Below are 23,384 nucleotides of genomic sequence, written 5' to 3' on the forward strand. Positions count from 1 at the left end.
CTACACGCTCGCGGCGGGCACTCTGGTGAGCGCAACCACGTGGACGGCGATTCCCACCAGCGGACCGCACAGCAGGGCCACCACGGTGCGGGTGTCCAGCGACAGCGGCAACAGGAGCAGCAGGGTCGACGCCAACGTCGCGCCGATCCAGCCTGCCGCGTAGGCCCGGTGCCTGGCAGCGGCGACGGTCGCCGCACCGGTCAGCGTCAGCAGGGCGATCATCACCGCCGCCGCGGTGAACCACGCCAAGAGTCCGCCGCCTGCCTGGTAGTCGGGTCCGAACGCGGTGCGAAGCAGCCACGGGCCAAGCAGTCCCGCGACGAGGACGGCCGCGGTGCCCAGCACGGCCAGCAGCGCCACCGGAGCCACCAGCGACCGCAGCGGCCGGTTCCGCTGGTCCACGAAGTGGGCGATCAGGTTGCCCTGCATCGCCGTCAGCGGGACCAGCAGCGGCGCGCGGGTCAGGGTGACGGCCAGGATGACGACGCCGCCGGCCGCGCCGAGATCCGTCGAGGTGGCCTTGAGCAGCACCGGGAAGCCCATGATGAGGATCGCGCTGGCGCCGGCAGCCGCGATGGAGTGCGACGCCCCCCGCAGGAACGTCAGCATGGTGCCGGGGGTGGGCAGCCGCGCGGCCGATCGTGACGTCGGGGAGACCAGCAGCAGCACCAGCCACGCGATCGACCCGGCGACGGTGGCCCAGAGATAGCCGCCGAGGCCCCAGCCGACCAGGAAGGTGGCCGCGGCCACCGACACCCGGCCGACGGCGTCGCCCATGATCAGCGTCCCGTACTGACTCCAGCCGTTCACCCCGGCCAGCACCCCGAGCAGGGTGGCGTGCATGCAGAACCCGGCGATGCCCGCGCCGAGCAGGCCGACGCTCAGCCACCGCGCGTCGACGAAGACGTGGCCCGACCATAGCGGCGCGCTGCCCACGACGACCACCGCGGCGACCACGCCGACCAGCAGCGCCACCCACATCGGATGGATCCGCGGACCGTCGACGGTGGGCGTCGCCCTGGCTTGACGCACCTCGCGCGTCGACTCCTGCAACAGTCCGTTGGCGGCGCCGGCGAGCAAGCCGAAGGCACCCCAGAACACGGCGAACACCGAGAACCCAGCGGGTTCCAGATCGCGGGCGGCGAGGTAGAGCACCGCGTACCCGCAGAGCGCGCTGACCACCGTCGCCGCGCCGACCTTGACGACGCTGCCCCTGGTCACCGGTCCCTGGCTGGGGACGGTCGACGCGTCGGTCACAGGTCGGGTACGGCCGTCGAATAGAGCCAGGCCCGCCACAGCGGCCGCAGCGGTTCGTCGGCGTAGTTGGCGGCCAAGCCGGTGAAGTCGTCGGTGACGGCCGTGGCATGCCGGTGCCGCGTCGTCCAGTCCTTGAGCAACGCAAAGAAGTTCTTGTCGCCCAGCGAGTTCCGCAGCGCGTGCAGGGTCAGCGCGCCGCGCTTGTAGACGCGGTCGTCGAACATGTCGCGGGGGCCCGGGTCGGACAGCAGCAGGTTCTGCGACGACTGGCGCAGCCGCTGGTGGTAGTGCCTGGCCAAGTCGTCGGCGGTGCGCCCGCCGGACTCCTCGGACCACAGCCACTCTGCATAGCAGGCGAATCCCTCGTGCAGCCAGATGTCGCGCCAGCGGCGGGCGGTCACCGAGTTGCCGAACCACTGGTGGGCCAGTTCGTGGGCGATCAGCCGCTCGGCACTGCGCTCCCCGTCGCAGTGGTTGGCGCCGAAGATCGAGATGCCCTGGGCCTCGAGTGGGATCTCGAGGTCGTCGTCGGTCACGACGACGGTGTAGCCGTTGGCCAGCGGGTACGGGCCGAACAGCTTGACGAACAGCTTCATCATCTGCGGCTGGCGGCCGAAGTCGTATTCGAAGTTCTGCCGCAACCGTTGTGGGAGAAGGGCATTCATCACCACCGGCGACTTGGTCAGCCGCTGCTGCTGATAGTTGCCGATTTGCAGGGTGACCAGGTAGGTCGACGTTGGCTCGGGCTGGTCGTAGGTCCAGGTCGTCATCGCGGCCCTGGTCCGGCGCGAGACCAGTTTGCCGTTGGCCAGCGCGTAATACGGGTTCTCGCACGCGATGGCGATCTGATAGCTGGCCTTGCTGCTCGGATGGTCGTCGCAGGGGAACCACGACGAGGCCCCGTTGGGCTGGCCGGCCACCAGGGCGCCGCTGGAGAGTTCTTCGAAACCGACTTCGCCCCAGAGGGATCGGATCGGTCTCGGGTTGCCCGCGTAGCGCACGGTGATGCTCAGCGCGGCGCCGGCGGGCAGCGCGGAGGACAGCGTGACGTCCAGCTTGCCCCTGGATCGGGAGAAGTTGGCGGGACGGTGACCGTTGACCGAAACCTTGGCAACGACAAGGGCATCCGAAAGGTCCAGGCTGAACGTCTTCAGCGACGCGAGCGTCACGGCGGTGATGGTGGCCGAGCCGGCGAGCCGGTTGATGTTGACCTTGTATTCGAGGTCGAGTTCGTAGCGCGACACCCGGTAACCGAAGTTGCCGACGTTGGGGATGTAGGGGTCGATGACCGGTGGGGTGCCCTTCGTTGGCTTCTTCAAACGCGTCACGCGGCGCTTTCCCCTGTGTTCTTGCCGGGTTTCTGCGCGGCGCCCCGCTTCTTGCGCCGGGTCCCCCACGGCGCGATCGGATTGCCCTGCCACCGCGACGATGCCGGCACCTCGTCACCGCGCATCACCAGCGAGGCGGGGCCGACGGTCGCGCCGGCGCCGATCTTGGCGGCCGGCAGCGCCACGCAGTGCGGTCCGAGCGTCGCGCCTTCCTCGATGGTGACGGTGTCCAGTCGCATGATGCGGTCGTGGAACAGGTGGGTCTGTACGACGCAGCCGCGGCTCACCGTCGCCCCGTCACCCACGGTGACCAGGTCCGCCTCGGGTAGCCAGTACGTCTCGCACCAGACTCCGCGGCCGATCGACGCGCCGAGCCCCCGCAGCCACAGGTTCATCACCGGCGTGCCGGCCGCCGCTCTGGCGAACCACGGTGCGGCCACGGTCTCGACGAAGGTGTCCGACACCTCGTTGCGCCATACGAACGACGACCACAGCGGATGTTCGACGGCCTGGATGCGGCCCACCACCAACCACTTGGCCACCACGGCGACGACGCCGGCGACCGCGCCGGCGATCAGCAGCACCAGTCCGCCGGTCAATCCCGCCAGCACCCAACCGAATTCGAGAGCGACCGCCTGCATCGCACCCAATACCGCGATGCCGATGGCGAACGTCACCATCATCGGCAGCAGCCGGCACGTCTCGACCATGCCGCGCATGACCTTGAGCTTGCGCGACGGGTTGAAGGTGCGCAGTACGTCGGCGGCCGTCGGCTGGCGGCGCAGGCGGATCGGCGGGCTGCCCAACCATGACGACCCAGCCTTTGCCTTGTGCGGCGTCGCGCTGAGCACGGCCACCAGCCCGTCGGTGGGCACCCGGCGCCCGGGCTGCGTGATGCCCGAGTTGCCGAGGAACGCGCGCTTGCCGATCGTCGCGGTGGCGACGTGGATCCAGCCGCCGCCGAGCTCGTAGGACGCGACCATGGTGTCGTCGGCCAGGAAGGCGCCGTCCTCGACGACGGTGAACTTCGGCGTCAGCAGCGCCGTGGAGATCTCGGTGTCGCGGCCGATCTTGGCGCCCAGCAGCCGCAGCCAGAGGGGAGTCAGCAGGCTGGCGTAGATGGGGAACAGATAGTTGCGGGCAGCGTCCATCAGGCGTTCGGTGGCCCACAGCTGCCAGCCGACGCGGCTGCGCACGGGGTGGTATCCCTCCCGCAGTCCGAGCGCCAGCAGGCGGACGCCGAGCACCGTCAGCAGCGCGTAGAGCACCACGGCCACCAGGGTGGCGACGGGCGTCCAAGCCAGCGCGGGCACGATCGCGTCGGTCAGCGTCGCGGTGCCGCGCACGGCCCAGCCCACCACCGCGAGGCCGGCGCCGAGGGCCAGCAGCGGCACGGCGCCGAGCAGGATGGAGGTGATGCCGTACATCGCCACCCAGATCGGAGCGCGGGGCGGGCGCTCGTCGGGCCACGGGTGGCGGGCCTTGCCGGACTTCACGGCGGGCGAACCCTTCCAGTACTGCCCGGCCTTGACCTTGCCGACCACGCCGGAGCCCGGCGCCACGTCGGCGTTCTTGCCGATCACCGCGCCCGGAAGCAGCGTGGTGCGCGCTCCGACGGTGGCGTCGTTGCCGACGGTGATGGGGCCGACGTGGAAGAGGTCGCCGTCGATCCAGTGCCCGGTGAGGTCGACCTCGGGTTCGATGGAGCAGCGGTGCCCCAGCGTCAGCATCCCGGTCACCGGCGGCGCCGAGTGCAGGTCGACACCCTTGCCCACCTGGTTGCCCAACGCGCGGGCGTAGTACACCAACCATGGTGCGCCAGAGAGGTTCTCGGCCCCACTGGCCTCGCCGAGCCGCTCGGCCAGCCAGACCCGCAGGTGTACCGACCCGCCGCGACGGTAGGTGCCGGGCTCCAGGCTGCCGATCAGCATCCTGGCGCAGAGCACGGCGATCGCCATCCGGCCGAGGGGCGTGACGAAGACTCCGAAGCCGGCAAGCACCAACCACCCGTTGACGGGCACGGCCCACGGCAGGTGCCAGACCTTGGCGAGGAACTCGTTCAGCAGTGCCAGCCACACCACCCACTGCATGCCCGCCAGCGTCGCCAACGGCACCGACGCGGCCAGCTGGGCCAGTTGCGTCCATCGGGAGACGGGCTCGACGACCCTGGTCTCGACGGCGTCGGGCGGGTCGAGATCGTCGAGATAACCGGCGAGCGAGCCCAGGCGCGGGTGGTCGTAGAGGTCGGCGACGGTCACCTGCGGGTAGCGGGCCCGCAGGGCGGCCACCAGCTGGGCCGCCGACAGCGAACCGCCGCCGAGGGCGAAGAAGTCCTCCTCGGGTCCGGCGACGGGCGCGGCGAGGACGTCGCGCCACAGCCCGGCCAGCCAACCCGTCGTCCCACCGAGGTCCGGGTTGTCGGCGTCGTCGGCGGCGCCGGTGACCGGCCACGGCAGTGCGTTGCGGTCGACCTTGCCCGACGTCCGGGTCGGCAGCTCGTCCAGCAGCACCAGGCGTGGCACCAGCGCCGCGGGCAGGGACTCCGACAGTGCGACGCGCGCGGCCGCCAGGTCGAAGTTCGGGTCGGCGCTGGCGATGTAGCCGACCAGAAGCGGCGTGCCGCTCGCGGTCTTGCGCACGGCCGCCGCGCCGCCGCTGACTCCGGGCAGGTGCACCAGCGCCGAGTCCACTTCGCCGAGCTCGATGCGCCTGCCGCCGACCTTGACCTGGTCGTCGGCGCGGCCCTGGAAGTAGAGGCCGTCGCGTTCCAGCCGGACCAGGTCGCCGCTGCGGTACGCCCGCGACCACCCCAGCGTCGGCATCGGCGCGTACTTCTCGGCGTCCTTCTCGGGGTCGAGGTAGCGGGCCAGGCCGACACCGCCGATCACCAGCTCGCCGACGTCACCGACCGCGACGGGCAAGCCCTCCTTGTCGACGACCGCCAGATCCCAGCCCGGCAGCGGAAGCCCGATGCTGACCGGGCCTCGTCCCTCCAGCTTGGCCAGGCACGCCACCACGGTGGCCTCGGTAGGGCCGTAGGTGTTCCACACCTCGCGACCCTCGACCGCGAGCCGTTCGGCCAGCTCCGGCGGGCACGCCTCACCGCCGAAGATCAGCAGCCGCACCGCTTCGAGCGCCTCGGCCGGCCACAGCGCCGCCAGCGTCGGCACCGTCGACACCACGGTGACGTCGCGCGACACCAACCACGGGCCCAGATCCATGCCGCTGCGCACCAGCGAGCGGGGAGCGGGCACCAGGCAGGCGCCGTACCGCCAGGCCAGCCACATCTCCTCGCACGACGCGTCGAACGCGACCGACAACCCGGCCAGTACGCGATCACCCGGTCCGATCGGGTTGTCGGCAAGGAAGACCTCGGCCTCGGCATCGACGAAGGCCGCGGCGTTGCGATGGGTGACGGCGACGCCCTTGGGGGTTCCGGTGGAGCCCGAGGTGAAGATGATCCACGCGTCGTCGCGAGGCATCGGCGGCCCGGCGCGCCAGCCGCGGGAGGAACCGGGCCCGCGGACCAGGCCTGCGTCGGTGATGATGGCGACCACCTGGGCCTCGCCGAAGACCAGGTCGGCACGCTCCTGCGGATCGTCGGCGTCCACCGGAACGTACGCCGCGCCCGCGGCCAGAGCCGAGAGGATGGCGACGTAGAGCGCGTAGCTGCCCGACGGCATGCGGATGCCGATGCGGTCGCCGCGTCCGATCCCGCGCGCCGCGAGCCACGCCACGCTGGCCTCGACGTCGGCGATGAGCTCGGCGTAGGTCAGCTGCACTTCGCCGTCGTCGAGCGCAGGCGCGTCGGGGTGGCGCGCGGCGGTCGCGTGCAGGATGTCGATCAGCGTGCGGGGCTCGGGCGCCGACGACGACAACAGGTACTGCGCGGGGATGTCCGGGCGATGGTCCGTCGTCACGGATACAAACTACTAACCCTGCGTGGTGGACTTCGCGCCGCCGCACGGGGTCGAGATCACGAATTGGTTCCCGGTCTTCGCGAGGTCATCTCAATCGATTCGGCGTGATCGCAACCGTCGCGCTCCCGGGTGGGCGCGATTACCGTCGGCCGGGTGCGACTCTTCGTGGTGGACGGTGCCGAAGGCGACTGGAGTGAGCTGACCTCCGGTGGCGAGGACACCGTGCGGTTGGCGGCCTCCGATCTGCAGCGCGCCCAGCGTGGGCGGGCGCGGATCCGCGCGGACCGGGGTGAGGTCGCGGTGATCTTGGATCTCACCGTGGCGGTCGCGGGGGACTTTCACTCCGTCCGCGAACTGGCGGTCATCGACGACGGCACCCTGCGCTACGTCGGCACCGTGCACGGGCTGGCCGGTCTGATCGCCGACATCGAGGTGGCGGGCGTGGCCGACGGTGTGACGCTGATCTCGGCTTCCCCGCAGGTCGACGTGCGCCGGCTGGGCTGCGACGTGCTGGCGCGATTGGCGCTACAGGGCCGCAAGTCCGCCTGAGCCGTTCTCTGCGGACGCTGCCCGTCCAGGCTCGACCACCCGTTAGCGTGGGTTCCGTGACGCATGCGGCTGAGTTCAGCACCTCGATCGATCCTGCGGCCCCGCTGACCGGAAGCATGGTGATCGCCGGTGAACCCGTCGCGGGTACCGGCGTCGAGCTCCGGGCCTTCGATCCGTCCCTCGGGGTCGAGCTGGACCCCGCCTACCGCTACGGCGACACCACCAACGTGGACACCGCCTGCGCCGCGGCCGCTGCGGCCTTCGGTGAGTACCGCGCCACCTCCGCCGAGCGTCGGGCCCGGTTCCTGGAGACCATCGCCGACGAGATCGAAGCGCTGCGCGACGCGCTGGTCGCCAGGGCGTCGGCCGAGAGCGGCCTGCCAAGGGCCCGCATCGAGGGCGAGGTCGGCCGCACCACCGGACAGCTGCGCCTCTTCGCCGCGGTGCTGCGCGAGGGTAGTTGGAACGGCGCGCGCATCGATGCGGCCCAGCCCGACCGAACGCCGTTGCCGCGTCCCGACATTCGCCAGCGCGCGGTGCCGCTGGGGCCAGTTGCGGTGTTCGGCGCCAGCAACTTTCCGCTGGCCTTCTCCGTGGCCGGGGGCGACACGGCATCGGCCCTGGCGGCGGGATGCCCCGTCGTCGTCAAGGCCCACGACGCCCATCCCGGCACCTCCGAGCTGGTCGGCCGTGCGGTGAGCGCCGCCGTCGCGAGCGCCGGCCTGCCGCCAGGGACCTTCTCGATGCTCTTCGGCTCCGGCCCGGGGCTGGGCACCGCGCTGGTCAGCGATCCGCGGATCAAGGCGGTCGGATTCACCGGATCCCGTTCGGGCGGAATGGCCCTCGTCGCCGCCGCGGCGGCTCGCCAGGAGCCCATCCCGGTGTATGCCGAGATGAGCTCGATCAACCCGGTGTTCCTGTTCGGTGGAGCGTTGGCCAACCGCGCCGACGACCTCGGCCGCGCCTTCGTCGCCTCGCTGACGATGGGCTCCGGACAGTTCTGCACCAACCCCGGCCTCGTCATCGCCGTCGACGGCCCGGAACTGGATGCGTTCGTCACCGCGGCGAGTGCTGCGCTGAGCAACGCCGCGGCGACGCCGATGCTGACCCCGGCCATCGCCGCGAACTACGCCGAGGGAGTCGCCGGGCTCGACGCGCGCGCCGATCTCGTCGTCCGCGGGGAACCGGGTGAGGGCAGCACGACGTGTCGCGCCGCCCTGTTCACCACCGACGCGAACACCTTCCGCGGCTCGAAGGCGCTGCAGGCCGAGGTGTTCGGCGCAGCCAGCCTCATCGTCCGATGCGCCAACGTCGCCGAGATGAAAGCGCTGGCAGCCGATCTCGAAGGTCAGCTCACCGCGACCCTGCACGTCGCGGACTCCGACCACGGTGACGCCGCTGCTCTGCTACCGGTGCTCGAGCTCAAGGCGGGCCGCATCCTGTTCAACGGCTGGCCCACCGGAGTCGAGGTCTGTCATGCGATGGTGCACGGTGGTCCGTCGCCGGCTACCTCCGATTCGCGCACCACGTCGGTCGGCGCCCGTGCCATCGAGCGCTTCCTCCGGCCGGTCTGCTACCAGAACGCGCCGAAGTCGTTGTTGCCCAGCCCGATTGCCGACGGAAATCCCGACGGCCTGTGGCGGCGCGTCGACGGAGAACTCACCAGGGATTGATCGCCGCCACTTGTCGTACCCCTATGCTTCGATGATGGTATGTCCACGGCGGCAACGTCTTTGGCTCCTCAGGAGCGGTTGGAGGTGTTGTTCGCCGAGATGGAGGAGTTGGCGGGGCAGCGCAACGCGATCGACGGCCGGCTGGCGCAGATCGCCGCCGAGATCGACCGCGACGGCATCTGGGGTTCCACCGGCGCCCGCTCGGTGCCTGCGCTGGTGGCGTGGAAGTTGGGCATCTCCCCGCACAACGCGGTGAACCTGGTGACGGTGGCGCGCCGGTTGCACGAATTCCCCCGCCTCGCAGCCGCCACCGTGTCAGGCCGCCTCTCGTTGGATCAGATCGGGGTGATCGCCGCCGGGGCGGCATCGGGCTCCGACGATCACTACGCCGAGTTGGCCGTGGTCGCGACGGTGACCCAGCTGCGGACCGCGGTGAAGCTGGAACCCCAACCCGAACCCGGACCCTCACCGGAGGTTGAGCGTTCCTTCATTCGGAGGGAGGGTGAGGCGGGTACGACGTGGAAGATCACCCTGCCACCCGCGGAGGCGGCGGTGTTCGACGCCGCGGTGCAGTCGCACCACGACGCGCTGATCGCGCAATGGAGACGCGACCACGGCGGGGACGGTGATGGCGACGTTGATGATGCCGGCGGTGATGACGTGCGGGTGCCGCCGTTCCCGGATCGGGTCGATGCGTTCCTGGGCTTGGTGCAGGCCGGCTGGGACACCGACGTGGCCCAGCGCCCGCACGGGCAGCGGACCACGGTGGTGGTGCATCTGGACGTGGAGAGCCGTTCGGCGGCCTGGCATTTGGGTGGTCTGCTCTCCGACGATGAACGCCGGATGCTGCTCTGTGACACCACCTGTGAGGTCTGGCTCCAGCAGAATGGTCGGGTCATCGGCGCGGGCCGGGAGACCCGCCAGATCAGCCCCCGCCTACGCCGAGCCCTGGAACACCGCGACCGGTGCTGCGTGGTCCCGGGGTGCGGTGCCACCCGCGGGCTGCACGCTCATCACGTTCGGCACTGGGAGGACGGCGGTCCCACCGAGCTGGAGAACCTCGTGCTGCTCTGCCCCTATCACCATCGGTTGCACCACCGGGGCGGCATCACGATCGCCGGCACCGCCGACGACCTGGTGGTGACCGACGCTGACGGCACCCCGTTGACCAACGCCTCGCTGGCCCGCCCGCCGACCACACCTCCGCCGGACGTCCCGCCATGCCGCGGACCCCTCGGCGAAAAGGCCGACCGGTGGTGGTACGACCCCTACGAACCGCCGGACCGCTAGCCTGCAGGCTCGACGACCGGCGTCACCAGCCGACCGTTGGTTAGGTATTCGTCGAGGTTGTCGAGGGTGAGCTGCTCCATCGCCGCCCGCGTTTCGACGGTGGCGCTACCGACATGCGGCAGCAGCACGACGTTGTTCATGGTCAGCAGCGCTTCCGGCACGTTCGGCTCGTCGGCGAACACATCGAGCCCGGCGCCGGCCAGTTGGCCGTCGGCCAGGGCCTGCACCAGTGCCGTCTCGTCCACCACGCTGCCACGGGCGATGTTGACCAGGTATCCCGACGGGCCGAGGGCGGCGAGCACCTCGGTGTCCACCAGATGCTGGGTCTCGCTTCCTCCGGCGGCAGCGACCACCAGCACGTCCACGCCCCGCGCCAACTCGACCGCTGACCCAACGTAGGCGTAGGGCGAATGCTGAATGGCGTTGCGATTGTGATAGGAGATCGGGCAACCGAAGGCGTTGAGTCGCTTGGCAATCGCCGAACCGATGCGCCCCAGGCCGATGATGCCAACACGCTTGTTGCTGACCTGCCGGGTCAAGGGATAGTTGCCATCGGCGACCCACCGACCGGCCCGCACATAGCGGTCGGCGGCGGAGAACTGGCGCACCACGTCGATCACCAGTCCTACCGCGGTGTCGGCCACGCAGTCGGTGAGCACGTCGGGGGTGTTGCTCACGCCGATGCCCCTGGCCGCGGCGGCGTCGACGTCGATGGTGTCGTAACCGACGCCGAAGTTGACGATCGCGCCCAGGTTTGGCAGCGCGCCCATCAACCCGTCGTCGACCCCGGTGCGTCCCGAGGTGACCACGGCCGCGACGTCGGCACCGTGCGCGGACAGCAAGGTCGCCCGCTCACCCGGCTCCTCGGGCAGGTCGAGCGCCCCATAGCGCTCGGTGAGGGTCTGCTCGAGCGAGGGCTTCAGCGGTCCGACCCGAAGCACCGTCCGGCTCCGGGGGTCACGACGTGGGGTGCTCATGGTGTCACCACGGTACGACGCCCGCCGCGCGGCCGTTCAAGGCCGACGCGCTTGGCCCAAATCCGAGCCCGTCATCGACTACCATGCAGATGACTAGTCTCCGCCCGCGTCGGAGATAGCCATTTCTGCCCAAATTCGCGATGAACTATTTGCCTCGTACGCGGTGTCAGCCTTCACACCGACACGGGTGCGCGGGTCATTTCGGTGGGATATCCTGCCCTGGCGCGACCAACCGAGAAACTGGCCACCGCATTGCACCATCGAATTCGAGTTTGCCATAGCAACTTCGGCGAGCTCCTGGTCGATTTGCAACGCTGCTGGTCGCAGCCTCGGCGGCGCACCGGCGACGTCGCGACACCACGTGAACGGCAAGGCGAGACGAACGAATGACCCAGGACTTGACGGCAGGCAACACGGCAAGCGCTCCGGCCGCACCGCCGCCTCGGGCACGCATCATCGGGCTCGACGGCGTCCGCGGGTTGCTGTGCCTGTGCATCGCCGTCACCCACGTGACCACCCATTACTCGCCGAAGACGGCGGCCACCTGGCAGACCAACGTGTTCGGCTTCTCGCTGGTCTACTTCTTCGTCCTCAGTGGATTCCTGCTGTCGCTGCCGTTCATCCGCAACCTCGTCAAGGACCGCTCCTCGGCGCTCCTGCCCAACGTGACCGACTACACCGTGCATCGCTTCGCCAGGATCATGCCGGCCTACCTGGTCATCTTCCTGCTGGTGAACTTCGTGCTGCAGGTGTCCTACGTGCAGAACCCGGCGCTGCAGCCGCTCGGCACCGACGACGGCACCGGCATGATCACCGACCCGGGCATGCTGGCGGCCAACCTGACGCTGCTGCAGTCCTACTTCCCCGCCTACGTGCAGACCGGCATCAACCCGTCGTGGTCACTGACGCTGGAGTACGCGTTCTACGCTTCGCTGCCGGTGCTGTTCCTGATCGTGTTCCGGCTGCGCAAGCGGGTGTCGACGAGCCCGTGGGTGCTGGCGGCGATCGTGCCGGCGGTCCTGCTGGCCATCGGATTGATCGGCCGGGCGTTCATCCCGCTGGTGTTCGCCCACGTCGACACCAAGGACTTCTTCCTGCTGAACTGGGGTCCCAACTGGGCGGCAGTATTCACCAAGAGCTTCCTGACCAACGCGGACAACTTCGCGCTCGGCATGGCGGCGGCCATCCTCTTCGTCGCCATCGACAAGGGCGCGCTGCCCGAGGGGCTGACCCGCCGGCTGCGGGTGATCAGTGCGCTGGCCATCCTGCCGATGCTCATCGTGTCCGGCCTGCTCCTGGTGTTCGCCAGCCAGTTCGTCACCGCGGCGGTCGCGGTCGTTGCGGCGCTGATGATCCTGGTCGTGGTGACCCCGCTGGCGCGGCACCGCAAGTCGCGGTTGGCGACGGCGCTGGACTTCCGGCCGATCCGCTTCGTCGGTGAGATCTCGCTGTCGGCCTACCTGTGGCACTTCCCGGTCTTGCTGATGTTGGGCCGGTTCGGTCTGATGGCCGGTGACACGCTGCCGGGCATGCTGATGAACACGGTGTTCGTGCTCGCGGTCACCATCGCCCTCGGATCGGTCACCTACTACCTCATCGAGAAGCCGGCGATGAACTACGCCAAGCGCGTCCGCTCGAAGAAGAAGGCCGCGGTGGCTGCGGTGGCTGCCGCCTGAACCCCATCTGCCGTCGACGCGTGAACGCATGAAGAGCCAGCGCTACTGCGTCGTCGGCGCAGGCATCGTCGGGCTGGCGACGGCCCATCAGCTGCTGCTCGCCGAGCCGGACGCATCGGTCGTCGTGCTCGAGGCCGCGGCGTCGGTGGCCACCCATCAGACCGGGCACAACAGCGGCGTCATCCACTCGGGCATTTACTACGAACCCGGGAGCCTGAAGGCGCGATTCTGCAAGGCGGGGGAGCGGGCCACCAAGGAGTTCTGCGAGCGCCATGGCATCGCATTCGACGAGTGCGGCAAGCTGATCGTTGCCACCACCGGGGCCGAGCTGGCCCGCATGGGTGCCCTCGAGGAGCGGGCCGCCGTCAACGGCATCGCCTGCCGACGGATCGACGGGGCGGAGCTCGTCGAGCTCGAGCCCAACGTCACCGGTCTTGGCGCCCTGCACCTGCCCCGGACGGGCATCGTCGACTACCGGGAGGTCGCCCGTCGGCTCGTCGAGACGATCGAGGCCGCTGGTGGCGCGGTGCGCACCGGTCAGCGAGTGGTGGCGATCACCGAAACCGCCTCGGGCGTCTCGGTTTCGACGCCGTCGGAGACCATCACCTGCGACCGGCTGGTGGTCTGCGCCGGCTTGCAGGCCGACCGACTGGCCGAGCTGGCGGGTGTTCCGATCGACGTCCAGATCGTTCCCTTCCGCGGTGAGTACTTCCAATTGCCAAGTAGCCGTTCGGGTTTCGTTCGCCGGCTGATCTACCCGGTGCCCGACCCGGACCTGCCGTTCCTCGGCGTGCACCTGAGCCCCACCATTGCCGGTGCCATCACGGTAGGGCCGAGCGCGGTGCTGGGCCTGGCCCGCGAGGGGTATCCGAAGTTCTCCGTCGACGTCCGCGACGTGGCCAGAATGGCACGCTTCCCGGGGCTGTGGCGCGTCGCGAAGGCCAACGTGCGCACCGGCATGCACGAGATTCGCAACTCACTGTCCAAGCGGAGCTATCTGCGCGAATGTCGGAAGTACGCACCGGGTTTGGTCGCCGAGGATTTGCTGCCGTACGAGGCGGGGATCCGGGCTCAGGCCGTGCGACGGGACGGCACGCTGGTGCACGACTTCGTCATCGAGCGTACCGAGCGCATGATCCACGTGCTGAACTCGCCGTCGCCGGCGGCGACGGCCGCGCTGCCCATCGGGCGGCATCTCGCGGGTCTGGCGACCGGAGTCGATCTCCCCGGTGGTGGCTAGGCGAACCGCCTACCCTGTGACGTAGAGAGTCGAGTCACACTCCCGGGGCGCTGCCCGCCGTGGCGTTGCTGGTGATCGCCATCGTGGTGGCCTGGGGACGCTTCGGCGCCTGGGCGTTCTGAGCCCTACGAGCTGTCGGACCAGCTTTCGCGGATGCGGTCCAGGCCGTCGGCGGTCAGGCTGCCGAACAGCCGCAGCCGCGCCATGCCGCCGTCGGGGTAGACGTCGAGCCGCGCCTCGGTGATGGGACGGTCGTCGCGCACCACGAAGCGATGCCGCGTGTCGGGCTGCAGGGCGGTCCGCGGCAGGATCTCGAACCACTCGCCGTCCCCGTCGCGGCCGGACAGCCGGCCGACGCCCGGGGCGTTGCCGACGAAGTAGGACGTATCCAGCTCGACGGCGTCGAGGGTGCCGCGGCCGGCCAGATGCACCTGCACCCAGTCGTTTCCGGAGTCGCGGCGCCGGGAGGTCTCCCAGCCGTCGCCCATGGTTCGCGCCGTGCCGGGGAGCAGCAGGTTGTTCGGCGAACTGTAGAACATGTTGGAGCAGGCCGTGATACGGCCACCGTTCTCCAGTGCAGCCAGGTCCAGGGTCATGCCCTCGGCGAAGTCCGGGTTGAGCAGACCCTCGCCGTGCACCCGGAAGCGCGCCACGCCGCCGTCGGGATAGATCGACAGCCGCACGTGCGACCAGCGGCGTGACGAATCGACCGAGAACGGGTTGCGGGTGTCGCCGTTGACGACCGAGCGCGGGACGAGCGTCGTCCAGGTGGCCTTCTCGACGAGCTCCGCCACCGAGGGGTGGCCGGCGAGGTAGGTGCCCTCGACGGAGATCTGCGGCGGGTAGTTGCCGGTGAACCAGGCGGTGTCGACGACGACGCCGCGGACGATCCCCGGGACGCCGAGCCGGACGATGGCCGCGTCGTGCGAATCGGGCTCGAGGTCGCGGCGGCGGCGCGTCTCCCAGCCGTCGTAGACCTGGCCCTTGTGCCCGAAGGTGGCCGGCCGGAACTCGGCCGAACCGGGCTTGATCAGGTTCTCCTTCTCGGCGAACAGATCGTCGTTGGCCCAGAGCACCGCGCCACCGGCGGGGCGGGCCGCCAGATCGGGAAGGGACAGGAAGTGCGACTGCGTGCGGTTCTTCTCCGACGGGATGCTCACTCAGAGAAGCCTAGGCACTACCAGTTCTGGTAGCCGCCCTCGGGTCCGAGCATGCGCTCAAGGCGTGAGCGGTTGATCTTCGCCAGCTCGTTGCGCAACACCTTGCGTTCGGTCTCCAGGTCGTTGTGCATGCGGTCGCCGATGGTCGAGAGCACGGCCTTGGCGTCGAGCCCGCCGACGTACATCACGAAGCCGAAGCCGAAGTTCGCGCCGTAGCCGTGGGCGGCGTCCGCGAGTTCGGCCATCAGGGCGGGGTCGTCGTCCCAGAGGGCACACTGCTCTGCCTGGCTCTTCTCGCTGCGCGGCCGGCGGCCGAGCTCGGGGCAAGCGTCGAGCATCTGGTCGATCGCGGACTCCGGCAGCGCGAAGAGCAGGGCGTCGGCGCGCCGGAACAGGGCGTCGTGGTCGGCGTAAGGCCGGCCGTAGGCCAGGTGGCGGGCCGTCGTCATGCTGTTGCAGCACTCGTAGAGCGCGTGCACGGCCTTGCGCTCGGCCAACGCATTGAACGCGTCGAGGCCGATCCCCTGATGCATCAACACACACCCAGGATGGAAGCCCGATGGCACGGCTGCGTTACCGCGTGTTACGTCGGTGCAAACTTCCCGTCGGGACGGGTCAGTGGCCGGTGGCCTCGAATCGCTCGATCGACCGTTGCAGCTCGGCCTCGGCCTCCTCGCGACCAGCCCAGTCGGCGGCCTTGACGAACTTGCCCGGCTCGAGGTCCTTGTAGTGCACGAAGAAGTGCTTGATGGCTTCGAGCTCGAACGGCGGCACATCGGCGAGGTCTTGGATGTGATCCCACCGGGGGTCGCCCGCGGGCACGCACAGCAGCTTGTCGTCGCCGCCGGCCTCGTCGGTCATCTTGAACATCGCGACCGGCCGCGCCTCGACGATGCAGCCCGGGAACACCGACTCGGGCAGCAGCACCAGGGCGTCCAGCGGGTCGCCGTCCTCGCCGAGGGTGTTCTCGAAGAAGCCGTAGTCGGCCGGGTAGCCGAACGCCGTGTAGAGGTAGCGGTCGAGCTTGACCCGGCCCGTCTCGTGGTCCACCTCGTACTTGTTGCGCGACCCCTTCGGGATCTCGATGACGACGTCGAACTCCACCGCCGCGGCTCCTTCGCGTTTGCACAGCATCCTGGGGTCGTCTGGTGACGACGCGGTTCACCTTAGACGAGCGATTACCCTTCCCTATGCGGGCTCGGCACGGGCCCGCTCCACCCCGGAACCCAGGAGCGCGACCATCGGACTCACGCGACCCACTCGGTGGCGCCGTTCGACCCACGTGTGGGTCGGCGTGGCCGTGCTGGTCCTGGTGGCCGTCGTCGTCGCGGTCGGTGCGATCGCCACCTCCAGCGGTAGCGCGCCACCCCAGCCGCAGGTCGCCGTCGCGCCCCGGCCCGCGCTGGTCACCGCTCAGCCCGCGGTGACTCCGCTCGCCGACTCGGCTCCCGCCCCGACGCCGGCCGGCCTGCGCGCGACGCTGGCGCCGTTCGTCGCCAACCCCGATCTCGGTGCGCTGACGGGCCGTGTCACCGACGCCGTGACGGGCCGCGAGCTGTGGGCCCAGGGTGCGCACGTGCCGATGCAACCCGCGTCGACGAACAAGGTGCTCACCACGGCGGCGGCGCTGCTGACCCTGGACCGGGACGCCCGCCTGACGACGACGGTGATCGCCCCCGATCAGGGTGCGTCACCGGGCCTGGTGGTGCTCGAGGGCGGCGGCGATCCGACGCTGTCGGCGGCGGCCAAGGGCGTCGACACCTGGTACCGCGGGGCCGCCCGCATCGTCGACCTCGCCGACCAGGTCCGCCGCTCCGGCGTCACGCCGACGGTCGTCCAGGTGGACACCAGCGCCTTCAGCGGGCCGACGTTCGCCAAGGGCTGGGACCCGGCCGACATCGACGGCGGGGACATCGCGCCGATGGAGGCCGTGATGCTCGACGGCGGGCGCACCCAGCCGGTGAGCGTCGACTCGGCCCGCTCCAGGACGCCGGCGCTGGACGCGGGCCGCGCGCTGGCGGTCGCCCTCGGGCTGAACCCCGCGACCGTCACCGTGCGGCAAACGCCGGTGACCGGACGGCAGCTCGCCTCGGTGCAGTCGCCCCCGCTGATCGAACGGCTGCGGCAGATGATGAGCGAGTCCGACAACGTGATGGCCGAGTCGATCGGACGCGAGGTCGCCGCCGCGGTCGGCAAACCGCAGAACTTCGACGGCGGCGTCCAAGCAGTGCTCGGTCAGCTGTCCAAGGCCGGAATCGATACGGGCGGAGCCACCTTGAACGACTCGAGCGGCCTGTCGGTCGACGATCGGCTGACCGCCGAGACCCTCGACGAGGTGATCGGCGCCGCGGCCGCCAACGACGGTCTCGGCGACGGTCACGACCTGCGTCCGCTCGTCGACCTGCTGCCCATCGCCGGCGGCAGCGGCACGCTGTCCAACCGCTTCCTCGACACCGACGCCGGCCGGGCGACCGCCGGTCTGCTGCGCGCCAAGACGGGCTCGCTCACGGGCACCAACGCACTGGCGGGCTTCGTCACCGACGGCAGCGGCCGGGTGCTGACGTTCTCGTTGATCTCCAACGATGCCGGTCCCACGGGGCGCACCGCGATCGACGCGCTGGCCGCCGCCATCGCGTCCTGCGGGTGCAGCGCGTGAACGCGTCGTCGTCGGTGACGGTCGGCCGGACCGTCGACTGGGAGTTCGCCGCCACCGTCGGGGCCAAGCTCGTCCGCTCCGCGGCGCCGGTCACCGAGTACACCCGGCGCCAGGCGATGGACGAGCTTGCCGAGGCCGCCCGCAAGGCCGAGGGGCCGGTGCGTGACGTGACGGGGCTCGCCGAGGACGTCGCCATCACCGACGCGCGCATCGTCGACCGGGCCGAATGGGTGCGTGCCGCAACCGAATCCATGCGCGTCATGACCGGCGGGGAGGCCGGTGCCGGGACCGGGCTGCGGCTCGGGCGCCGTGTCACCGGCGCGCAGACCGGTGCCGTCCTGGCGTTCGTCTCCTCGGGCATCCTCGGCCAGTACGACCCCTTCGGTTCCGACGGTGGCGAGCTGCTGCTGGTGTACCCCAACGTGATCGCCGTCGAGCGCCAGCTGCGCGTCTCCCCGACGGACTTCCGGCTCTGGGTCTGCCTGCACGAGGTCACCCACCGCGTGCAGTTCCGCGCCAATCCCTGGCTGAGCCAACACATGTCGCAGTCGCTGGCCACCGTCACCGACGACGGTGGCCAGGAGCTGACCGACGTCATCGGCCGGCTCGGCGAGTTCGTCCGCGCCAAGCGCGCCGGTTCCGACCCGAATCCGAACGGCGAGGGCGTGGTGGGGTTGCTGCGCGCCATCCAGTCCGAGCCGCAGCGCCAGGCGCTCGACCAGCTCCTGGTGCTCGGCACCCTGCTCGAGGGTCACGCCGACCACGTGATGGACGCGGTCGGCCCCAAGGTGGTGCCGTCGGTGGCGACCATCAGGCGCAGATTCGACGAACGGCGGCAACGCAAGCAACCGCCGCTGCAGCGCCTGCTGCGGACGCTGCTCGGCTTCGACGCGAAGATGAACCAGTACACCCGCGGCAAGGCCTTCGTCGACCACGTGGTGGACCGGGTCGGCATGACCGCCTTCAACACGGTGTGGACCAGTCCCGAAACACTGCCGCTGCCAACGGAAGTCGACGAGCCCCAGCGATGGATCGACCGGGTCCTCTAGCCGCGGTGCGCCGCGCGGTCGAGTCGTTCGCCCGCACCCACGACGCGGCCGGGGACCGCTGGTGCGTTGCGCTGTCGGGCGGGGCCGACTCGCTGGCGCTGACCGCCGCCGCCGCCTCCCTGCGTCCCACGATCGCGCTCGTCGTCGACCATGGCCTGCAAGCGGATTCGGCCGCCGTCGCCGACGCCGCCCGTGGGCAGGCGATGGCCCTCGGCTGCGTCGCGGCCAGGGTGCTACGCGTCGAGGTCGGCGCGACGGGTGGCCCGGAGGCGGCGGCCAGGACGGCCCGCTACGCCGCGCTCGACGCCGCGCGCGACGGGGCTCCGGTGCTGATCGCCCACACCCTCGATGACCAGGCCGAGACCGTCCTGCTCGGGCTCGGGCGCGGCTCGGGTGCGCGCTCGATCGCCGGCATGCGCCCGTCCGACCCGCCATGGGGCCGGCCCCTGCTCGGCGTGCGCCGCACCGAGACCGTGGCCGCCTGCACCGAACTCGGCGTCACCCCGTGGTCGGATCCGCACAACGCCGACCCGCGCTACACCAGGGTGCGGCTGCGCACCGAGGTGCTGCCCCTGCTGGAGGACGTGCTCGGCGGGGGTGTCGCCGAGGCGCTCGCCCGCACGGCCGTCGCGCTGCGCGAGGACACCGACGCGCTCGACGCCCTCGCGGTCGGCGCGGTTGGCTCGGTCGCCGTCGGCACCGGGCCTGGGGCCCAGCTGGACGTGGCGCGCCTGGCGGAGCTGCCGGCCGCCCTCCGTGGCAGGCTGATCAGGCGCTGGCTGCTCGACGGTGGCGCGTCGAACCTGACCGACGGGCAGATCCGCGGCGTGGACCGGCTGGCGATCGACTGGCGCGGCCGCGGTGGGGTGGCGGTGGGGTCCGCGCTGCGCGGTCAGCGGCTCTTCGCCGAGCGGGCCGACGGCCTGATCGTCCTTCGGACGGAACCGGTTTAGCGCCGCGGGTTGGTCGCCGACCCGCGGACGTGGCACGCTGTTGCCGTGCCCGAGCAATCTGCCGTGGACCCGTATCCCGGTGACATCAAGTCGGTACTCCTCTCCGAAGCCGAGGTCCAGGCGCGCGTCGCCGAACTCGGGGCGACGCTCGGCGAGCACTACCGCGAGGCGATCGGCGAGGACGGCGAGGACCTCCTGCTCGTCACGGTGCTCAAGGGTGCGGTCATGTTCGTCACCGATCTGGCCCGCGCCATCCCGCTGCCGACGCAGCTGGAGTTCATGGCCGTCAGCTCCTACGGCTCGGCGACGTCGTCGTCGGGCGTGGTGCGGATCCTCAAGGACCTGGACCGCGACATCCAGAACCGCGACGTGCTGATCGTCGAGGACATCGTCGACTCCGGGCTGACGCTGTCCTGGCTGCTGCGCAACCTTGCGAGCCGGCATCCGCGCTCACTGCGGGTGTGCACGCTGCTGCGCAAGCCCGAGGCGGTGCGCACCGACGTCGACATCACCTGGTGCGGGTTCGACATCCCGAACGAATTCGTCGTCGGCTACGGCCTGGACTACGCCGAGCGCTATCGCGATCTGCCCTACATCGGCACCCTGGACCCCAAGGTCTACGAGAACCGCTGAGCCGTCGGGCGTCGGCAGCGCAGAATGCAGTCATGGTCGACACCCGCACCGCGCTGAGGATCTGCCCGTTCTGCGAGGCCACCTGTGGGCTCACCCTGACCGTCGACGACGACGCCGGGGTGGTCGTCGGCGCCCGCGGAGACCGCGAGGACGTCTTCAGCGCCGGGTTCATCTGCCCCAAGGGGGCGAGCTTCCCTGAATTGGACAACGATCCGGACCGGCTGACCCGCCCGCTGGTGCGCCGTGACGGTGAACTCGTCGAGGTCGGCTGGGACGAGGCCTTCGCGGCCGTCGCAGCGGGGCTTGGCGCGGTCTTGGCCGAACACGGCGGCACGTCGGTGGCGGTGTACGCCGGCAATCCGAACGCCCACACGATCGCCGGTGCGCTGTACGTGCCGCTGATCATGCGCGGCCTCGGCACGCGCCAGGTGTACTCGGCGAGCACGCTCGACCAGATGCCCAAGCACGTCGCGCTCGGCTTGCTATTCGGCAACCCGGTGGCGTTCACGGTGCCCGACCTCGACCGCGCCGAGCACCTCGTCGTCATCGGCGCCAACCCGCTGGTGTCCAACGGCAGCCTGGCCACCGCCGCGGACTTCGGCGGCAAGCTCAAGGCGATGAAGAAGCGCGGCGGCCGCCTGACGGTGATCGATCCGGCCCGCACCCGCACCGCCGAACTGGCCGACCGGCACGTCGCCCCCCGCCCGGGCACCGACGCCGCGCTGCTGTTCGCCATCGTGCACACGCTGTTCGACGAAGACCTCGTCGCGCTCGGTGAGCTGGCCGACTTCGTCGACGGGGTCGACGAAGTACGGGCGCTGGCACGGGAATTCGCCCCGGAGCAGGTGGCCGGGCACTGCGGGGTCGACGCCGCGGAGATCCGGGCCGTCGCCAGGGAGATCGCCGCGGCCCCGGTGGCCGCGGTCTACGGCCGGATGGGCACCTCGACCGTCGAGTTCGGCACCGTCGGCAGCTGGCTCATCGACGTGATCAACGTGCTGACCGGCAATCTGGACCGTCCCGGCGGGGTGATGTTCCCCCAGTCGGCCGTCGGCGCGGCGCCGCGACCGCCGCGCCCCGGGCGCGGCTTCCTGACGGGTCGCTGGCACAGCCGGGTCTCCGGGTTTCCCGAGGTGCTCTCCGAGCTGCCGGTGACCGCCTTGTCCGAGGAGATCGAGACACCCGGGGATGGCCAGGTCAAGGCGGTGCTCACCATCGCGGGCAACCCCGTGCTGTCCGCACCCGACGGGGACCGGTTGAGCCGCGCGCTGGAGCGGGTGGACTTCATGGTCAGCGTCGACCCCTACCTCAACGAGACGACCCGGCACGCCGACGTGATCCTGCCGCCACCGCCGCCGTCTCGCAGCGCCCACTACGACGTCGCCCTGGCGGGGGCGTCGGTGCGCAACAACGCGCGGTACTCACCGCCGGTGCTGCCGCTCGCCGACGGCTGCCCCGACGAGCCCCGGATCCTGTCGCGCCTGGCGCTGATGGTCGCCGGTCTCGGCCTAGACGCGGATCCCGCGCTGGTCGACGAGCAGGTGATCGCCGCGACGCTGGGCAAGGAGACCAAGGACCCGGACTCGCCCGTGGCGGGGCGTTCGGTCGACGAGCTGACGGCGATGCTGCCGGCTGGCCCCGGTTACGAGCGGCGCCTGGACATGATGCTGCGGCTGGGGCCCTACGGCGACGCCTTCGGCGCGCACCCCGGCGGCCTAACGCTGCAGGCGCTCAAGGACGCTCCCCACGGTGTCGACCTCGGGCCGCTGCGCCCGCGGCTGGCCGAAGTGCTGCGCACCCCGTCGGGCAAGGTTGAGCTCGCACCAGCGGCCCTGATCGCCGACGCGCACCGGCTGCGCACGGCGCTGACCGACGAGCCCGACGGGTACGTGCTGATCGGACGTCGTCACCTGCGGTCCAACAACAGCTGGATGCACAACCTGCCCGCGCTGGCCGGCGGAACCAACCGCTGCACGCTGCAGATCCACCCCGACGACGCCGCCGAGCTCGGCCTGACCGACACCGCCCGGGTCAAGGGACCCGGCGGCGAGCTGGTGGCGCCGATAGAGGTCACCGACCGCATTCGCCGCGGCGTGGTGTCACTGCCGCACGGCTGGGGCCACGACCTCGGCGGCACCGGGCAGTCGGTGGCGACCGGGCAGCCCGGCGTCAACGTCAATCAGCTCAACGACGGGACGACGCTGGACCCGCTGTCCGGAACGGCGGTGCTCAACGGCATCCCCGTGCAGATCGCGGCGGTGGTCTGAGCCGGGTCAGCCCAGCTCCCATACGACGGTCACCGAGAACCCGACGGTCTGTTGGCCCGGTGACATCGGTACGGCTCCGGCCACCGCGTCGTAGCGCACCGGCGACGGCGTGGGCGGCGGGGTGGTGGCGCCCGCCTCGGTGATCGAGAGCACCTTGCCGAGCTCGAGACCCGAGAGCTGGGCGTACTGCTGCGCTCGGTTCTTGGCGTCGTCGAAGGCCCGGCCGCGGGCGTCCTTGACGAGCTGGGAGTCATCCTCGATCGAGTAGGTCACCGAGTTGATCCTGGTGGCGTCCGCGCCGGTGCTGGTGATGACGCCGAGCACCTGCGGTCCCGACTCGATCTTGCGCACCTTGACGTCGATCGAATTGCTCGACTGGTACCCGATGACGTTGGTGCCATCGGAGCCGTACTGAGGCTGCAGGGTGACCGTCGTGGTGCTGATGTCCTTGCGGTCGATGCCCTGACCCGCCAGCGCGTCGGTGACGGCGTTGGCGCGGCTGCTGGTCTGGTTGGACGCGCCGATGGCGTCGGGCGCGGTGGCGGCGATCGACAGGCTGATCGTCAGCAGGTCCGGCGTGCCGTCGACCTTGCCCTCGCCGACGACCGTCACCTGCCGGGGTGCCGACGTGCCCGCGACGTTCGCCGGCGCCGCTGCCCGGGAGTCGCAACCGACTACGCCGACGACGGCGACCGCCGCCGATGCGAGAAGGAGCAGGCGGGTCATCGTCGACTTCGGCATGTTCGAAACCCTACC

At 70.6% G+C, this 23,384-nt stretch carries 18 protein-coding genes; 10 read left to right on the forward strand and 8 right to left on the reverse strand.

Annotated elements, in window-relative coordinates:
• Genes SBI80_RS09610 through SBI80_RS09620 form a run of 3 tightly spaced genes read right to left on the reverse strand, consistent with a single transcriptional unit; the run spans nucleotide 1 to nucleotide 6,505 of the window.
• Nucleotides 1-1,257 (reverse strand): hypothetical protein, encoded by a 1,257-nt coding sequence (locus tag SBI80_RS09610; protein WP_318974223.1) that lies wholly within the window; start codon nucleotides 1,255-1,257, stop codon nucleotides 1-3.
• Nucleotides 1,254-2,585 (reverse strand): M1 family metallopeptidase, encoded by a 1,332-nt coding sequence (locus SBI80_RS09615; RefSeq protein ID WP_318974224.1) that lies wholly within the window; start codon nucleotides 2,583-2,585, stop codon nucleotides 1,254-1,256. Before SBI80_RS09615 ends, SBI80_RS09610 begins: the two co-directional genes overlap by 4 nt.
• Entirely contained in the window at nucleotides 2,582-6,505 is a 3,924-nt protein-coding gene (locus SBI80_RS09620; protein ID WP_318974225.1) for a Pls/PosA family non-ribosomal peptide synthetase, read from the reverse strand. The genes SBI80_RS09615 and SBI80_RS09620 overlap by 4 nt, the downstream gene beginning before the upstream one ends.
• 153 nt (nucleotides 6,506-6,658) lie before the next feature.
• On the opposite strand from SBI80_RS09620, the gene SBI80_RS09625 reads away from it, so the two are divergent.
• The 3 genes from SBI80_RS09625 (at nucleotide 6,659) to SBI80_RS09635 (ending at nucleotide 10,017) form a co-directional block, all read left to right on the forward strand.
• The gene (locus SBI80_RS09625; protein WP_318974226.1) at nucleotides 6,659-7,054 is read left to right on the forward strand and encodes a hypothetical protein; all 396 of its coding nucleotides are present in this window, start codon (nucleotides 6,659-6,661) and stop codon (nucleotides 7,052-7,054) included.
• 116 nt (nucleotides 7,055-7,170) lie between these two features.
• On the forward strand, nucleotides 7,171-8,727 hold the full coding sequence (locus SBI80_RS09630; protein ID WP_318974397.1) for an aldehyde dehydrogenase (NADP(+)): 1,557 nt from the start codon (nucleotides 7,171-7,173) through the stop codon (nucleotides 8,725-8,727).
• A gap of 39 nt (nucleotides 8,728-8,766) precedes the next feature.
• Entirely contained in the window at nucleotides 8,767-10,017 is a 1,251-nt protein-coding gene (locus SBI80_RS09635) for an HNH endonuclease signature motif containing protein (RefSeq protein ID WP_318974227.1), read from the forward strand.
• Here the strand turns inward: SBI80_RS09635 and SBI80_RS09640 are convergent.
• Nucleotides 10,014-10,994 carry a 2-hydroxyacid dehydrogenase gene (locus SBI80_RS09640; RefSeq protein WP_318974228.1) on the reverse strand — a complete coding sequence of 327 codons (981 nt, stop codon included), beginning with the start codon at nucleotides 10,992-10,994 and terminating at the stop codon, nucleotides 10,014-10,016. The two genes, SBI80_RS09635 and SBI80_RS09640, sit on opposite strands and share 4 nt — an antisense overlap.
• A 386-nt stretch (nucleotides 10,995-11,380) precedes the next feature.
• Between SBI80_RS09640 and SBI80_RS09645 the strand changes: the two genes are divergently transcribed.
• Together SBI80_RS09645 and lhgO are read left to right on the forward strand one after the other, a co-directional pair.
• Nucleotides 11,381-12,670 (forward strand): acyltransferase family protein, encoded by a 1,290-nt coding sequence (locus tag SBI80_RS09645; protein WP_318974229.1) that lies wholly within the window; start codon nucleotides 11,381-11,383, stop codon nucleotides 12,668-12,670.
• 28 nt (nucleotides 12,671-12,698) lie between these two features.
• Complete coding sequence (lhgO, locus tag SBI80_RS09650) at nucleotides 12,699-13,910, forward strand: L-2-hydroxyglutarate dehydrogenase (protein ID WP_318974230.1); 1,212 nt, start codon at nucleotides 12,699-12,701, stop codon at nucleotides 13,908-13,910.
• A gap of 125 nt (nucleotides 13,911-14,035) precedes the next feature.
• On the opposite strand, the gene alc is transcribed toward lhgO, so the two are convergent.
• The 3 genes from alc to SBI80_RS09665 form a co-directional block, all read right to left on the reverse strand.
• Nucleotides 14,036-15,064 carry an allantoicase gene (alc, locus tag SBI80_RS09655; RefSeq protein ID WP_318974398.1) on the reverse strand — a complete coding sequence of 343 codons (1,029 nt, stop codon included), beginning with the start codon at nucleotides 15,062-15,064 and terminating at the stop codon, nucleotides 14,036-14,038.
• A 23-nt stretch (nucleotides 15,065-15,087) separates the two neighbouring features.
• A complete protein-coding gene (locus SBI80_RS09660; RefSeq protein ID WP_318974399.1) occupies nucleotides 15,088-15,603 on the reverse strand; it encodes a 2-oxo-4-hydroxy-4-carboxy-5-ureidoimidazoline decarboxylase in 516 nt (171 codons plus the stop codon).
• 82 nt (nucleotides 15,604-15,685) lie between these two features.
• Nucleotides 15,686-16,174 (reverse strand): inorganic diphosphatase, encoded by a 489-nt coding sequence (locus tag SBI80_RS09665; protein WP_318974231.1) that lies wholly within the window; start codon nucleotides 16,172-16,174, stop codon nucleotides 15,686-15,688.
• Between the two features lie 136 nt (nucleotides 16,175-16,310).
• Here SBI80_RS09665 and dacB point away from each other — a divergent pair, with 136 nt between their 5' ends.
• Genes dacB through SBI80_RS09690 form a run of 5 tightly spaced genes read left to right on the forward strand, consistent with a single transcriptional unit; the run spans nucleotide 16,311 to nucleotide 22,628 of the window.
• Nucleotides 16,311-17,726 (forward strand): D-alanyl-D-alanine carboxypeptidase/D-alanyl-D-alanine endopeptidase, encoded by a 1,416-nt coding sequence (dacB, locus tag SBI80_RS09670; RefSeq protein ID WP_489685601.1) that lies wholly within the window; start codon nucleotides 16,311-16,313, stop codon nucleotides 17,724-17,726.
• Nucleotides 17,723-18,775 carry an Rv3626c family coenzyme F420 biosynthesis-associated protein gene (locus SBI80_RS09675; RefSeq protein WP_318974233.1) on the forward strand — a complete coding sequence of 351 codons (1,053 nt, stop codon included), beginning with the start codon at nucleotides 17,723-17,725 and terminating at the stop codon, nucleotides 18,773-18,775. The genes dacB and SBI80_RS09675 overlap by 4 nt, the downstream gene beginning before the upstream one ends.
• Nucleotides 18,754-19,728 (forward strand): tRNA lysidine(34) synthetase TilS, encoded by a 975-nt coding sequence (gene tilS / locus SBI80_RS09680; protein WP_318974234.1) that lies wholly within the window; start codon nucleotides 18,754-18,756, stop codon nucleotides 19,726-19,728. The genes SBI80_RS09675 and tilS overlap by 22 nt, the downstream gene beginning before the upstream one ends.
• Before the next feature lie 45 nt (nucleotides 19,729-19,773).
• Nucleotides 19,774-20,361 carry a hypoxanthine phosphoribosyltransferase gene (hpt, locus tag SBI80_RS09685; RefSeq protein ID WP_413232684.1) on the forward strand — a complete coding sequence of 196 codons (588 nt, stop codon included), beginning with the start codon at nucleotides 19,774-19,776 and terminating at the stop codon, nucleotides 20,359-20,361.
• Between the two features lie 32 nt (nucleotides 20,362-20,393).
• On the forward strand, nucleotides 20,394-22,628 hold the full coding sequence (locus tag SBI80_RS09690; protein ID WP_318974236.1) for a molybdopterin-dependent oxidoreductase: 2,235 nt from the start codon (nucleotides 20,394-20,396) through the stop codon (nucleotides 22,626-22,628).
• Between the two features lie 6 nt (nucleotides 22,629-22,634).
• Here the strand turns inward: SBI80_RS09690 and SBI80_RS09695 are convergent, their stop codons facing one another.
• Complete coding sequence (locus SBI80_RS09695; RefSeq protein WP_318974237.1) at nucleotides 22,635-23,369, reverse strand: SIMPL domain-containing protein; 735 nt, start codon at nucleotides 23,367-23,369, stop codon at nucleotides 22,635-22,637.
• Between the last annotated feature and the right edge of the window lie 15 nt (nucleotides 23,370-23,384).

Origin of the sequence: Mycolicibacterium sichuanense (assembly GCF_033741125.1) — a bacterium.
Taxonomy (GTDB): Bacteria; Actinomycetota; Actinomycetes; order Mycobacteriales; family Mycobacteriaceae; genus Mycobacterium.

What these genes read in the sequence shown, in the direction of transcription:
- SBI80_RS09630 (WP_318974397.1), top strand. Translation starts at nt 7,171, where the DNA reads ATGGTGATCGCCGGTGAACCCGTCGCGGGTACCGGCGTCGAGCTCCGG.
- SBI80_RS09635 (WP_318974227.1), top strand. Translation starts at nt 8,767, where the DNA reads ATGTCCACGGCGGCAACGTCTTTGGCTCCTCAGGAGCGGTTGGAGGTG.
- SBI80_RS09640 (WP_318974228.1), bottom strand. Translation starts at nt 10,994, where the DNA reads ATGAGCACCCCACGTCGTGACCCCCGGAGCCGGACGGTGCTTCGGGTC.
- SBI80_RS09645 (WP_318974229.1), top strand. Translation starts at nt 11,381, where the DNA reads ATGACCCAGGACTTGACGGCAGGCAACACGGCAAGCGCTCCGGCCGCA.
- lhgO (WP_318974230.1), top strand. Translation starts at nt 12,699, where the DNA reads ATGAAGAGCCAGCGCTACTGCGTCGTCGGCGCAGGCATCGTCGGGCTG.
- SBI80_RS09660 (WP_318974399.1), bottom strand. Translation starts at nt 15,603, where the DNA reads ATGCATCAGGGGATCGGCCTCGACGCGTTCAATGCGTTGGCCGAGCGC.
- tilS (WP_318974234.1), top strand. Translation starts at nt 18,754, where the DNA reads ATGGATCGACCGGGTCCTCTAGCCGCGGTGCGCCGCGCGGTCGAGTCG.
- SBI80_RS09690 (WP_318974236.1), top strand. Translation starts at nt 20,394, where the DNA reads ATGGTCGACACCCGCACCGCGCTGAGGATCTGCCCGTTCTGCGAGGCC.
- SBI80_RS09695 (WP_318974237.1), bottom strand. Translation starts at nt 23,369, where the DNA reads ATGCCGAAGTCGACGATGACCCGCCTGCTCCTTCTCGCATCGGCGGCG.